Genomic DNA, 12,944 nt, shown 5'->3' on the forward strand with positions numbered 1-12,944 from the left:
TCACATCCGGAAGACGCCGAAGCCGGGCGCCGCAGGGTCCTTGTGGGGGAGCGGGGCGTTCGCGCACGCGGTCAGGGCGAGTCCCAGGACCTGCCGGGTCTCCGTGGGGTCGATCACGCCGTCGTCCCAGAGCCGTGCCGTGGCGTAGTAGGCGTTGCCCTGGGTCTCGTACTGCCGGCGGATCGGGGCCTTGAACGCCTCCTCGTCCGCCGCGCTCCAGTCGTCGCCCAGCTGGTCGCGCTTGACCGTCGCGAGGACGGAGGCGGCCTGCTCGCCGCCCATGACGGAGATCTTCGCGTTGGGCCACATCCACAGGAAGCGGGGGGAGTAGGCCCGGCCGCACATGGAGTAGTTGCCCGCGCCGTACGAGCCGCCGACCACCACCGTCAGCTTCGGCACGCGGGTGCAGGCGACGGCCGTCACCATCTTCGCGCCGTGCTTGGCGATGCCGCCGGCCTCGTAGTCGCGGCCCACCATGAAGCCCGAGATGTTCTGGAGGAAGACCAGCGGGATGCCGCGCTGGTCGCACAGCTCGATGAAGTGCGCGCCCTTCTGGGCGGACTCGGAGAACAGGATGCCGTTGTTGGCGACGATCCCGACCGGGTGGCCGTGGACGTGGGCGAAGCCGGTGACCAGCGTCGTGCCGTACTCCGCCTTGAACTCCGCGAACCGCGAGCCGTCCACCACCCGGGCGATCACCTCGCGCACGTCGTACGGCGTACGCGAGTCGACGGGGACGGCCCCGTACAGCCCGGCGGGGTCGGCCTTCGGCTCCTCGACCGGGCGCACCGTCCACGGCGGCGCCCCGCGCTCCGGCAGCGTGGCGACGATGTTCCGCACGATCCGCAGCGCGTGCGCGTCGTCCTCGGCGAGGTGGTCGGTCACGCCGGAGGTGCGGGAGTGCACCTCGCCGCCGCCCAGCTCCTCCGCCGTCACGACCTCGCCGGTCGCCGCCTTCACCAGCGGCGGGCCGCCCAGGAAGATCGTGCCCTGGTTCCGGACGATGACGGCCTCGTCGCTCATCGCGGGGACGTACGCCCCGCCGGCCGTGCACGAGCCCATGACGGCGGCGATCTGCGGGATGCCCGCGCCGGACATCCGGGCCTGGTTGTAGAAGATCCGGCCGAAGTGCTCCCGGTCGGGGAAGACCTCGTCCTGCATCGGCAGGAAGGCGCCGCCGGAGTCGACCAGGTAGAGGCAGGGGAGCCGGTTCTCCAGCGCCACCTCCTGGGCGCGCAGGTGCTTCTTCACCGTCATCGGGTAGTACGTGCCGCCCTTGACGGTGGCGTCGTTGGCGACGATCACGCACTCGCGGCCGCCGACCCGGCCGATGCCCGCGATCACCCCGGCCGCCGGGGCGGCGCCCCCGTACAGCCCCTCGGCCGCCAGCGGGGCCAGCTCCAGGAACGGGGAACCCGGGTCGAGCAGGGTGTCCACCCGGTCGCGCGGCAGCAGCTTGCCGCGCGCCACATGCCGGGCGCGGGCCCGCTCGCCCCCGCCCAGCCTGGCCGCGGCGAGCCGCGCGCGCAGCTCGTCGGCGAGCGCCAGATGCGCCGCCTCGTTGGCCTGCCAGGCGGCGGAGGCGGGATCCGCCGCGCTCACCAGCACCGGTGCCTGCTGCATCGTGTCGAGCCCCCTTGCCCGTAGCGCCGTTCCTGCCGCCGTCCGTGCCGCTGTCCCGCCGCCGTCCGTGCCGCGCGGCCGCTGCTCGCGGTCGTCGTCGCCCGACGGCGTGGTTAGTGAGCGTTAACGACTCTCGCCTTCAGGTTAACGAGCGCTAACAGGGTTGTCTAGAATGAATCCCCATGAGCACCAACGCCGCCGCCCGCGTCGCGGCCACCACCCGCCGCGAGCAGATCCTCAAGGAGGCCGCCCGCCTCTTCGCCGAGCGCGGTTTCCACGGCGTCGGCGTCGACGAGATAGGCGCCGCGGTCGGCATCAGCGGCCCCGGGCTCTACCGGCACTTCCCCGGCAAGGACGCGATGCTCGCCGAACTGCTGGTCGGCATCAGCGAGCGGCTGCTGGCCGGCGGGCGGCTGCGGGTGTCGGAGGACGCGGCCCGCCCGGACGGCTCGCCGCAGGCCCTGCTGGACGCGCTCATCGAGGGGCACATCGACTTCGCCCTCGACGACCGCCCGCTGATCACCCTCCACGACCGCGAGCTGGACCGCCTCCGGGACGACGACCGCAAGCGGGTCCGCCAGCTCCAGCGGCAGTACGTCGAGGTGTGGGTGGACGTCGTCCGCGAGCTCTACGCCGACCTGCCCGAGCACGAGGCGCGCGCCGCGGTCCACGCCGTCTTCGGGCTGCTGAACTCGACCCCGCACCTGGGCCGCCCCGACGCCCGGCCGGACCGCGCGGACACGGCGGCGCTGCTGCACCGGCTGGCGCGGGGCGCGTTCGAGGCGGCGGCCCGCCGCTGAGGGTGGCCCGCCGGTGAGGGCGGCCCGTCAGTGAGGGGGGCTGCCGGTGAGGGGGCCGCAACGGATCGCGGGACCGCCCTCGGGGGAGCTGTTCCCCGCTTCCGGCCGCGCCCGCGGGCGCGTGTCCGGTTCCGCGGGCGGGCGTCCGCCCCCGCGCCGAATGCGCGCCGAACGCGTTCGGTCGGCAGTCGACGCGCGTGCGGAACGCGTTCCGAATGCTTTCCGTGCGCTTTCCGAATGGGTTCCGTATGCATGCGGAAAGCGCGCTGATCGTGTCCGTCGATGAACGAACGCGTACCGGCTCCGCCCCGGGCTTATGAATGATGGGCGGATATACGGACGACCGGTCCGGTGAAGAGGCCGTTCCCGGGATTCCTTTCTCTTTTCCTCCATGCGCACCGCCGGTCGGAGTGTCGCGGTGATTCCCAGGCATATGGTTTGAGTCGTCCCGCCATGCCTGAGGGGGAATTCGAATGAAAACATGTCAGGTCTCGGTCGTCGTCCCCTGTTTCAATGAGGACGAGGTGATCGACGCGTTTCACGGTGAACTGCTCTCCGCCCTCGAAGCGACCCGCCGGACCTTCGAAATCTGTTATGTCGACGACGGCAGCAGCGACCGGACCAGGACCAGAATCGGTTCGCTCGCCACCGCGGACCGGCGGGTCCGCTACACCTCCTTCAGCCGCAACTTCGGCAAGGAGGCCGCCATGCTCGCGGGCCTGCGCATGTCCCGCGGCGACTGCGTGGTCCTCATGGACGCCGACCTCCAGCACCCGCCCGAGCTGCTGCCCCGCATGCTGGAACTGCGCCACCGCGGCTACGACCAGGTCGTCGCGCGCCGGGACCGCACGGGCGAGGGGGCCCTGCGCACCCTCCTCAGCTCCGCCTACTACCGGGCCGTGGGTCGGTGCATGGACGTCGAGGTGGTGGACGGCGAGGGCGACTTCAGGCTGCTGTCCCGCAGCGCCGTGGACGCCGTGCTCGCGCTGCCCGAGACGAACCGGTTCTCCAAGGGCATCTTCTCGTGGATCGGCTTCGACACCGTCAGCTTCACCTACCGGAACATCCAGCGCGCGGCGGGCCGCTCGAAGTGGGGCGGCAGACGGCTGCTCAACTACGGCATCGACGGCCTGATCTCCTTCAACAGCCGCCCGCTGCGCCTGGCCATCCACGCCGGTCTCGCGCTCGCCCTCACGGCGCTGGGGTACGCCCTGTGGATCATCACCGAGGTGACCCTGCACGGCGTCGTCGTGCCCGGCTACACCACCCTGCTGACCACCGTCGTCGCCCTCGGCGGAATCCAGCTCGCGACGCTCGGCGTCATCGGCGAATACGTGGGGCGCATCTATTCCGAGGCGAAACGCCGCCCGCACTACGTGGTACGGGAAACGAACGAATCCGCGAAGGCGGCCGCACGCGCCGCGAAATCGGCGGAGGGCCGGAACCGCGGGGAACCGCCCGCCCCCGGGACCGTCCGGCCGCGCGCGCAACGGGCCGGGGCCACCGCGATCGGGGCGTCCAGATTCCGCACCGCGCGCCAGTTCATCGCGTTCGCGGTCATCGGCGTCGTCAACACGGCGGTATATCTGGCGGTCTACGCCTCGCTGAACCGCTGGATTCCCTATCTGGCCGCGCACGTCATCGGATACACGGTCAGCGTTCTGGGATCGTTCCTGCTCAACTCGTACATCACCTGCCGCACGAGACCGACCTGGCAGGCCCTCTTCCGGTATCCGCTGTCGAGCCTGGTCAATCTCGTGCTCACCGGCGTCCTGCTCTATCTCGGCGTCAGCCGGCTGGGCCTGGGCAAGAACGTCGCGGCCCTCGCCGCCGGCGTTCTCGCCACGCCCTTCTCGTTCCTGCTCGCCCGCTGGGCCATCGACTCCGGCGCCGACCTGAGCCGCCGACGCGCCGCCCCGGGCGCCGCCCCCGCCGCGTCCCCGGACGCGCACCTCGTGACCACGCACGACGCGAGCACCGTACGGAAGGCCCAGCGCACATGACCGCCGAGACGCCGAAGACCGCCGGCGAACGGTCCCGGGGCGGCCGGCGGCCGGGCCCGGGAGAGTCCCGCCCGGGCCCCGATCCCGTCCGGCGCCGCGTCGCGCGCGGGGCGGCGGCCCACGCCCTGCCGCCGCTCGCCGCCCTGCCGCTGGCCCTGCTCGGCGCGGCCTTCTGGATCGGCCGCCTGGTCCGTCCGGGCGCGGACGACTGGTGCTTCCTCCCGGTCGTGCGCGACGAGGGCGCCGCCGGGATGATCGCGAAGTTCTACCTCCAGGACAACGGGCGGATCGCCAACGCGCTGCTGGTCGTCGCGTACGGAGCCTTCGGCGTGGCCGGCCATCAGTGGTTCGCCCTGGTCAGCGGCGTGGTCATGCTGGCCATCCTGTGGGCGCTGATCGTCTCCGCGCTGGGCCGGGCGCGGCTGAGCGCCCCGCGCGGCCTCCCGCTGCTGGTGGCGGCGACGGCGGCGGCGGTCTTCTTCCTGGCCACGTCGAACCCGTACAAGGTGTTCTACTGGCCCGCCTCCTCCGTCTCGCACACCGTTTCCCCGGTCCTGGCCTGCGCCGCCGTGATCCCGCTGCTGCGGGCGCGGACCCGCCGGGGCCGGGCGTTCGCGCCGGCCGTCGCGTTCGTGACGGGGGTCTTCATCGGCACGCTGTCGGAGGAGACTGCGGTGGTCGCCCTGGTGCTGCTCGTGACCGTCCTGCTGCTCAGCCGCCGGGCCGCCCCCGGGCCGGGCCGGACCCGCACCCGCGTCTGGTGCGCGGTCGCCTTCGCCGGGGTCGTGATCGGGGCGGCCATCCTGTACCTGTCACCGGGCGCCCGCACCCGGCGTGAGCGGTTCGGGGCCGACTCCACCGCCGTGCTCGCCCCGCGGGCGCTGGGCGATGCGCTGCGGGCCTTCGGGGACATCCTGATCACGGTCCTCACGACCTGGCAGTACCTGGGGGCGGTCGCCGTCGGCGTGCTCCTGGGTCTGCTGGTGCGCCGCGACCGGCCGCGACCGGACGACGCGCGGCCGGAGGCGGGGGAGGAGGGCGCGGGGCCGGGGTGTCGCCCGCTCGCCCTGCTCCTCGCCGGGGTCCTGGCCTTCCTGGTCTCCGGCTACCTCTGCACCGTCGTCGCCTACCCGGCCTTCGGGGCGAGCGTGGTGGTCGCGCCGCGGGTCTGGGGCGACTTCCTGCTGCTGTACGTGCTGCTGCTGGTCTGCGCCGGGGCCCTGCTGGGACGCGCGCTGCGCGCCCGGGGGCGGGTGGCGCGCACGGCGACGGCGGCGGTCGCGGCGAGCCTGTGCGTCCTGACCTGCGTCGGTCTGGCGGCCCCGCTGTTGGCGCTGGAGGAGCGGATGGACGTACGCGCCCGGCTCTGGGACCGCCAGGACCGCGCGCTCCGGGCGGGGGCCGCGCGCGGCGCCCAGGTGCTCCCGTACACGCCGGTGTCGGTCAGCGGGATGGGGGAGCCGTTCGGCGGCAACGGGACGAGGCCGTGGCCCGCCTCGTGCGTCGCCCGCTACTACCACCTGAAGAAGATCACGTACGCGACCCGGCTGCCCTGAGCGGCCGACCGGGGCGACCGGGCCGCCGGGCCGCTGAACCGCCGCACCGCCGTTCCCGGAGGGCGCGGCCGGTCGCCCGGGGCCCCGCCCCCCGCCCCGCTCCCGCTGCGGTCCCCGCCCGGTCGTGGCAAGAGCCGGGCACACTGCGCACACCTGACGGCACAATGGGTTCATGCCGATACCCAGCCGCGCCGCCCTCGTCGAACACCTCGTCCGCACGCGCATCGCCGGTGACGTCGCCACACCCCGGGACAACAACCTCGCCCACTACCGGCACCTCGCCAACGGCGACCGCCATTACTGGCTGGGGCTGGAGCTCGGCGACCGGTGGCGCGACGAGCAGGACGTGCTGGCGGTGATGGCCGAGCGCTGCGGGGTCAACGACGACCCGGAGCACCGGTTCGGGCAGGACACCATCGACCCGGAGCTGACGGTCGACGCCCTGGAACGGATGGCGGCGCGGCTGCGGAAGGCGGCGGAGGGCTCGGAACGGGTCCTGTTCGCGACCGGACACCCGGGCGGTCTCCTCGACGTGCACCGGCGGACGGCGCAGGCGCTGCGCGAGGCCGGATGCGAGATCGTGCGGATCCCCTCGGGGCTGATGGCCGACGAGGGGATGGTGTTCCAGGTCGCGGACGTGGCGGTGCAGGAGCGGGGCGCGACGCTCTGGCACACCCACTCGCCCGCCCCGATGGCCGCGATCCTGGACGGTCTGGAACGGGAGGGCCGCCCGCAGCCCGAACTGGTGGTGGCCGACCACGGCTGGGCGGGCTGCGCCGGGCAACGCGGGCTGGACGCGGTGGGGTACGCGGACTGCAACGACCCGGCGCTGTTCCTCGGGGAGGCGGAGGGGACGCTCCAGGCGGTCGTGCCGCTGGACGACCATGTGCTGGACCCCCGCTTCTACGAGCCGCTCACCGACTACCTGCTGGCGGCGGCGGGCCTGCTCTGACCCGGCCCGCCGGGGCCCGTACACCGGGAAGCGCCGCCGGAGCCCGTACGGGGGCCGGACCCGTACGGAGGACCCGGCGGCGCGGGCGTCGGCCGACGCGGGCGGGAAGACCGGCCGCCCGTCCGGCGCGGGACCGGGGGCAGCCGCCCGGCCGACGCGGGCGGGAAGGTCAGCCGTCCGTCCGGCGCAGGACCAGGGAGACGAATCCCCAGGTGTCCCGGTAGACGCGCAGCCATTCGGAGCGGCGGACGTGGGCCGTGTCGAGCACCTGGGCGTGGTCCGGGTGGTCCGGGTGGTCCAGGGCCCACGACGCGAGCGTGCCCCAGCACGCCCACTCGTAGGCGTCCAGTTCGGCGCGGGAGCTGACATGGCCTTGCACCGGGATCCAGCCGTCGGCGACGACCCGGTCCACGGTGGTCGCCAGGTCGGCGAAGTCCCCCAGCATCTCGACGGCCTCCGGGGAGGGCGCGCGGTCCCAGAAGCCGTCGCCGACGAGCACCCTCCCACCGGGGGCCAGATGCCCGCGGGCCGCGGCCAGGGTGGGCAGCAGCCCGCCGAAGACATGCGCGGCCCCGACGCTGAGCACCAGGTCGAAGCCGTGCGGGGAGGCGAAGTCCTCGGCGTCGCGGTGGTGGAGGGTCAGACGGTCCTCGACGCCGAGGCGCAGCGCGTTCCGGCGGGCCAGGTCCAGCGCCTCCGGGGAGACGTCGACCCCCTCCGCCCGCAGCCGGGGGTTCGCCGCCAGGGCGCGCAGCAGCCATTCCCCGCTGCCGCACCCGAGGTCGAGCACCCGCCCGTCGCCGCGCGGCAGCCCCTGTTCCAGCAGGCGGCGCACGGACTCGTCGTCGAGCGGGGACTTGATCGGGTGGTGGGTGTGGGCGATCCCGGAGATCTGTTCGCGATTCATCGGCGCAGCGTGCCAGGGTCGTGCCCGGAACGCACCAGGATTTCGCCGCCGCCGCCGCCGTCCGCCCGGCTCCGGCCGGCCGCCGTTCGACTCGCCGTCGGGGCCGTGCCGTTCAGCGGCGGGGGACGCGGACCACGCCCTCCTGGATGACGGTGATCGCCAGCCGTCCGTCCTGCGTGTAGATGCGGGCCTGGCCGAGCCCGCGTCCGCCGGACGCGGACGGCGACTCCTGGTCGTACAGCAGCCATTCGTCGGCCCGGAACGGCCGGTGGAACCACATGGCGTGGTCCAGGCTCGCCCCGACCACGTCACCGACCGCCCAGCCGCCGCGCCCATGGGCCAGCAGCACCGAGTCGAGCAGCGTCATGTCCGAGACGTACGTGGCCATGCAGACGTGCAGCAGCGGGTCGTCGGCGAGCTTGCCGCGGGTGCGGAACCACACCTGGGACCGCGGCTCGCGGGCCTCCCCGACCGTGGCGAACGGCGGGGCGTCCACATACCGCAGATCGACCGCGGCCCGCGCCTCGATCAGCCGGTCCAGCATTCCCGGATCGCTGAACCGGTCCGCGTACCGGGGCAGCGACTCCTCGGCCGTCGGCAGCGTCTCCGGGTCCGGGGCGGGCGGCATCGCCGCCTGGTGCTCCAGCCCCTCCTCGTACGTCTGGAAGGACGCCGAGAGGTGGAAGACCGGCTGACCGTGCTGGACGGCGACGACCCGGCGGGTGGTGAAGGAACGGCCGTCCCGGATGCGGTCGACGTCGTAGACGATCGGCGCGCCCGGGTCGCCGGGCCGCAGGAAGTACGCGTGCAGGGAGTGGGCCGCCGGGATCGCGAGCCCCGGACCGGAGGCCGGGCCGGAGCCGTTCGTTCCGGCGCCGGGGACGGTGCGGCCCGCGGCGACCAGCGCCTGGGCCGCGACCTGACCGCCGAACACCCGGGGGATGACCGCGGGACGGCTGGTCCCCCGGAAGATGTCCTGCTCGATCCGCTCCAGGTCGAGCAGATCGAGCAGGGAGTCGAGTGCCGTGCTCATGGAAGGAACGCGCCCGTCCTACAGGCCCATGGACTTGGCGATGATCGACTTCATGACCTCGTTGGTGCCGCCGTAGATGCGGTTGACCCGGTTGTCCGCGTAGAGGCGGGCGATCGGGTACTCGTTCATGTAGCCGTAGCCGCCGTGCAGCTGGAGGCAGCGGTCGATGACGCGGTGCGCGACCTCGGTGCAGAACAGCTTGGCGGACGCGGCCTCGGCGGCGGTCAGCTCGCCGGCGTCCAGGGCCTCCAGCGCGCGGTCGGCGACGGCCTCGGCGGCGTCCACCTCGGCCTGGCAGGCGGCCAGTTCGAACTTGGTGTTCTGGAAGGACGCGACCGTCTTGCCGAAGACCGTGCGCTCCTGGACGTACTGCTTGGCGAACGCCACGGCGGCCCGGGCCTGCGCGTACGCGCCGTAGGCGATGCCCCAGCGCTCGGACGGCAGGTTCTGGCCGAGGTAGTAGAAGCCCTTGTTCTCCTCGCCGAGCAGGTCCGCGGCGGGCACCTTCACGTCGACGAACGCCAGCTCGGCGGTGTCGGACGTGCGCAGGCCGAGCTTGTCGAGCTTCCGGCCGACCGAGTAGCCCTCGGACGCGGCGTCGACGGCGAACAGGGAGATGCCGAAGCGGCGGTCCTCGGCGGTCGGCGCGGAGGTGCGGGCGCAGACGATCACGCGGTCGGCGTGGACGCCGCCGGTGATGAAGGTCTTGGCGCCGTTGAGCACGTAGTGGGAGCCGTCGTCCGAGAGCTTGGCGGTGGTCTTCATGCCCGCGAGGTCGGAACCGGTGCCCGGCTCGGTCATCGCCAGCGCCCACATCTCCTCGCCGGAGACGAACTTCGGCAGATAGCGCTTCTTCTGCTCCTCCGTGGCGAGCATCTTGATGTACGGCAGGGCCAGCAGCACATGCACCCCGGAGCCGCCGAAGTTGACGCCCGCGCGGGCGGTCTCCTCGTACTGGATGGCCTCGAACTTGTGCGTCTCCAGGCCCGCGCCGCCGAACTCCTCGGGCACGTTGATGCCGAACAGGCCCAGCTCGGCGAGCTTGCCGTAGAACTCGCGCGGCACGATGCCCTGCTGGAACCACTCGTCGTAGTGGGGGACGACCTCGGCCTCGATGAAGGCGCGTATGGTCTCCCGGAACGCCTCGTGGTCCTCGTCGAATACCGTACGGCGCACGGGTGCCTCCTGATCAGCTTCGGGCGGGTTCGACCGGCTTCGCTCTTCTGCTGCGAGCCGCTCCTGCCGGACTGGCTAAGCGCTTGCTCAGACCATGTCAGAAGTTACCCGGCGGTCACCGCCGCTGTCCAGGGTCGTCCGCCCGGGGTGACGAGCGGCACCCGGCCCGGGCGGTTCCGAAGCCGCATCCGCCCGAGCCGGGGCCGGGCGCGGGCGCGCGCCGGCCCCGGCCTCCGCTCCCGGTCACTGCGGCTGGAAGGAGCGGATCTGGTAGTTGCCCTGGAGGTTGCCGCCCTTGCCGGCGGCCGTGGAACCGACGCGGTTGTTGTAGTTGGTCTTCGTGTAGTACTGCACGCGATGGCCCGTCGAGTTCCATACGGAGCGGACGTTCGTGCCGCGCTGGATGAAGGAGCAGTCGTCGGCGGTGTTCGCCCGCTTCTTGTCCGACCACTGACAGCGCGTGCCGCCGCCGTTCCAGTCGCTGTAGATGCAGAAGTACCCGGCGCTGCAGTTGTAGGCGGCGGCGGTCCTCGGAGCCGGGGCGGACGCGGTCCCGTCGGCCGAGGCGGCGGCAGGCCCGGTGGCGAGACCGAAGGTCATGGCGATCGAGGTGACGGCGAGCGCGGTGAAGCGGTTCATGGCGGATGCCTCTTTCCTGTTTCCTGGCGTCTCCCGCTGGTACTGGCGATCAGGGCCGCGGCCCCGGTCGTCGGCAGCGTGACACGGCCGTGACCTGCGCGGACAGGCGCGGAAAGGGGCGCTCGAAGCGCGCTGGGCCCGCCGGGCGACCCGTGGCGCCGGGCCGCGCCCCGGCGCATGACGCGGGCGGCTCCGGATCGCGGTCGACGCCCCCCGAGGGGTGGTTTCCTGCGACGGCGCGCAGGCGCGGGCGCGTTCCCGAGGGCTGCGCCAAGCGCACAACCGTCCAAAATACGAGTAATCGCCAGATCTCTTTCAGCTGGCGTCGGAGCGGGAAACTGGTTGCTCGAAGGGCCCGGAGCAGGACGGAACGGGCCGAAGCGAGCGGGCGGAACCGGCCCCGGTCCCATCCGGCGCGCCCGCCCCCCACGACGACGCCGCGGACGGCTCGAAGCGCGCCGCGAACGCGCGGACGACGAGGCACGAACCCGGCCGCCGGTGTCGGCAGGCCCGTGCCGCGGGCGTTCCCGCACACCGCGGCGCCCCCGGGCCGGCGGAGGCGACCCCCCGGCCGGCCGCCCGGGATCCGGATACGCGCGGCTGCTCGCCCTCTCGCCCGCCGCCGACCGGACGCGGGCCGGCGGCGACGACCGGAACGCGGGGCGGCGGCGACCTCCCGGACGACTGTCCACCGACGAGTTGAGCTGAACGGAGTCACCCGGGCCCGTTCCCGGTGGCTCCCCGACGAGGAGCTTCGATGCAGCCAGGGAGCCAGGCACCGCCGCACCGCGCGACCCCCGACGCCTCCGTACTCGACACCTCCGCATCCGTGCTCGACGGCGCCCTCCTCGACGCCGCCGTCCGGTTGCTCGACGACTTCACCGAGGCCGGGAAGGCCGACCCCGACCCCGGCGTTCCCGTACTGGCCCATCTGGTCGCGGAGGTGTGCGGCCCGGCGGCGGAACGGGAATCCGGCGCGGCGGCCTCCGCCCCGGGCGCGGCCCGCGGCCCCGGCCCGGCCCGTGACTCCAGTGGGGCCCGTGACTTCAGCGGGGCCTGTGGTTCCGGTCGGGCCCTCGGCTCCGGGGCGGTTCCCGGGCGTGGGGGGATTCCCGGCTCCCGGGCGGCCGCGGCGAGCGCCGGGCGCGCGGTGGCGGCCTGGGCGCGGACCATCGGCCGCGGCCCCGGCCACTGCGGCCTGTACGACGGGGGCCTGGCCGGAACGCTCGTCGGGCTCAGACTCGGCGCCCGCATCCACCCGCCCCTGCACCGGGCCGCCGACCGACTGCGCGACCATCTGCTGGACAAGGCGTGGGAGCGTCCCTGGCGGACGGCGGACGTCGGCCTGCCCGACTACGACCTCATCAGCGGGCCGTCCGGCACCCTGCTGGCGCTCTGCGTCGGCACGGCACAGCCGAAACGCAGCCAACTCATGCCCTATACGGCGCACTTGACGGAACTGTGCGACAGCGGCGACCTGCGCCGGCTGCACATCGGGCAGTACTCCGGCCACCCGCGCCTGGGCCGGCTCCGTGGCCGGGTGAACACGGGCATGGGGCACGGCGTCGCCGGGCTGGTCACCGCGCTCACCGCCGCCGTCCGCCATGTGGGGCCGTGGCCGGAGATGCTGGACGCCCTGCGCTGCGCCACGCGCTGGCTGGTGCGGCAGTCCTTCGACGACGCCCGGTCCGTCCGGAGCTGGGACGGCGCCGGGCTCGACGGGCCGCCGCCCGCCGGGGTGCGGGCCCGTCAGGCGTGGTGCTACGGCAACCCCGGCGTCACCTGGGCCCTCTGGGACGCGGCGGACGCCCTGGGCGACCGGAGCCTGGCCGACTGGGCGCTGGAGGCGTTCGGCACCCTCGCGGAACGGTACGACGAGGACGTCCACCTCTTCGGCGATCCGCTGACCGACCGACTCGGGCTGTGCCACGGCGCGGCGGGCGTGCTGGTGGTGGCCGACGCGTTCCACCGGCACGCCCGCCTCCCGGCCGCAGGACCGCTCGGCGCCCGTCTCGCGGAGCACCTCGGCCGAGAGCTTCCCGCCGCGCTGGCCCGTGCCGCGCTCGGCGCCCCCGCGCCCGGCGCCCCCACATCCGGCGTATCCGGCGCCTCCGCTTCGGGCGTCTTCGCCCCCGGTGAAGCGCGGTCGCTGCTCGTCGGCGTCCCCGGGGCCCTGAGCGCGCTGCTCACCGCCGCCCACGACGCCCCGCGCGACTGGCTGGGCTGCCTCGGGCTGCGTTAGCGGACGAGGAGGG

General features: G+C 73.8%; 10 protein-coding genes. 5 read left to right on the forward strand and 5 right to left on the reverse strand.

What is annotated here, in order from left to right; all coding sequences use genetic code 11:
- Positions 1-1,623, reverse strand: coding sequence for a carboxyl transferase domain-containing protein (locus WA762_RS17435; RefSeq protein ID WP_335936685.1), 1,623 nt, complete (start codon positions 1,621-1,623; stop codon positions 1-3).
- Positions 1,624-1,805: 182 nt separating this feature from the next.
- Between WA762_RS17435 and WA762_RS17440 the strand changes: the two genes are divergently transcribed.
- The 4 genes from WA762_RS17440 to WA762_RS17455 all read left to right on the forward strand — a co-directional run bounded on the left by WA762_RS17440 (position 1,806) and on the right by WA762_RS17455 (position 6,934).
- On the forward strand, positions 1,806-2,423 hold the full coding sequence (locus WA762_RS17440) for an SACE_7040 family transcriptional regulator (RefSeq protein ID WP_335936686.1): 618 nt from the start codon (positions 1,806-1,808) through the stop codon (positions 2,421-2,423).
- Positions 2,424-2,896: 473 nt separating this feature from the next.
- Positions 2,897-4,426, forward strand: a complete 1,530-nt coding sequence (locus WA762_RS17445) for a glycosyltransferase (RefSeq protein WP_335936687.1) — start codon at positions 2,897-2,899, stop codon at positions 4,424-4,426.
- A complete protein-coding gene (locus tag WA762_RS17450; RefSeq protein WP_335936688.1) occupies positions 4,423-5,982 on the forward strand; it encodes a DUF6056 family protein in 1,560 nt (519 codons plus the stop codon). Before WA762_RS17445 ends, WA762_RS17450 begins: the two co-directional genes overlap by 4 nt.
- Positions 5,983-6,154: 172 nt before the next feature.
- Positions 6,155-6,934, forward strand: coding sequence for a phosphatase (locus tag WA762_RS17455; RefSeq protein WP_335936689.1), 780 nt, complete (start codon positions 6,155-6,157; stop codon positions 6,932-6,934).
- A gap of 169 nt (positions 6,935-7,103) precedes the next feature.
- On the opposite strand, the gene WA762_RS17460 is transcribed toward WA762_RS17455, so the two are convergent.
- The 4 genes from WA762_RS17460 to WA762_RS17475 all read right to left on the reverse strand — a co-directional run bounded on the left by WA762_RS17460 (position 7,104) and on the right by WA762_RS17475 (position 10,689).
- Positions 7,104-7,841 carry an SAM-dependent methyltransferase gene (locus tag WA762_RS17460; protein WP_335936690.1) on the reverse strand — a complete coding sequence of 246 codons (738 nt, stop codon included), beginning with the start codon at positions 7,839-7,841 and terminating at the stop codon, positions 7,104-7,106.
- A 112-nt stretch (positions 7,842-7,953) separates the two neighbouring features.
- The gene (locus WA762_RS17465) at positions 7,954-8,874 is read right to left on the reverse strand and encodes an acyl-CoA thioesterase (protein WP_335936691.1); all 921 of its coding nucleotides are present in this window, start codon (positions 8,872-8,874) and stop codon (positions 7,954-7,956) included.
- Between the two features lie 18 nt (positions 8,875-8,892).
- Complete coding sequence (locus tag WA762_RS17470; RefSeq protein WP_335936692.1) at positions 8,893-10,050, reverse strand: acyl-CoA dehydrogenase family protein; 1,158 nt, start codon at positions 10,048-10,050, stop codon at positions 8,893-8,895.
- A gap of 243 nt (positions 10,051-10,293) precedes the next feature.
- Positions 10,294-10,689, reverse strand: coding sequence for a peptidase inhibitor family I36 protein (locus tag WA762_RS17475; protein WP_335936693.1), 396 nt, complete (start codon positions 10,687-10,689; stop codon positions 10,294-10,296).
- Positions 10,690-11,446: 757 nt separating this feature from the next.
- Between WA762_RS17475 and WA762_RS17480 the strand changes: the two genes are divergently transcribed.
- Positions 11,447-12,931: a lanthionine synthetase LanC family protein gene (locus WA762_RS17480; protein WP_335936694.1), complete on the forward strand. Its 1,485-nt coding sequence runs from the start codon at positions 11,447-11,449 to the stop codon at positions 12,929-12,931.
- Positions 12,932-12,944: the final 13 nt, after the last annotated feature.

Origin of the sequence: Streptomyces tyrfis, assembly GCF_037034285.1 — a bacterium.
Classification (GTDB): Bacteria; Actinomycetota; Actinomycetes; order Streptomycetales; family Streptomycetaceae; genus Streptomyces.

Coding starts and splice junctions, on each gene's coding strand:
- WA762_RS17475 (WP_335936693.1), bottom strand. CDS start 10,689: ATGAACCGCTTCACCGCGCTCGCCGTCACCTCGATCGCCATGACCTTC.
- WA762_RS17455 (WP_335936689.1), top strand. CDS start 6,155: ATGCCGATACCCAGCCGCGCCGCCCTCGTCGAACACCTCGTCCGCACG.
- WA762_RS17480 (WP_335936694.1), top strand. CDS start 11,447: ATGCAGCCAGGGAGCCAGGCACCGCCGCACCGCGCGACCCCCGACGCC.
- WA762_RS17460 (WP_335936690.1), bottom strand. CDS start 7,841: ATGAATCGCGAACAGATCTCCGGGATCGCCCACACCCACCACCCGATC.
- WA762_RS17465 (WP_335936691.1), bottom strand. CDS start 8,874: ATGAGCACGGCACTCGACTCCCTGCTCGATCTGCTCGACCTGGAGCGG.
- WA762_RS17450 (WP_335936688.1), top strand. CDS start 4,423: ATGACCGCCGAGACGCCGAAGACCGCCGGCGAACGGTCCCGGGGCGGC.
- WA762_RS17445 (WP_335936687.1), top strand. CDS start 2,897: ATGAAAACATGTCAGGTCTCGGTCGTCGTCCCCTGTTTCAATGAGGAC.
- WA762_RS17435 (WP_335936685.1), bottom strand. CDS start 1,623: ATGCAGCAGGCACCGGTGCTGGTGAGCGCGGCGGATCCCGCCTCCGCC.
- WA762_RS17440 (WP_335936686.1), top strand. CDS start 1,806: ATGAGCACCAACGCCGCCGCCCGCGTCGCGGCCACCACCCGCCGCGAG.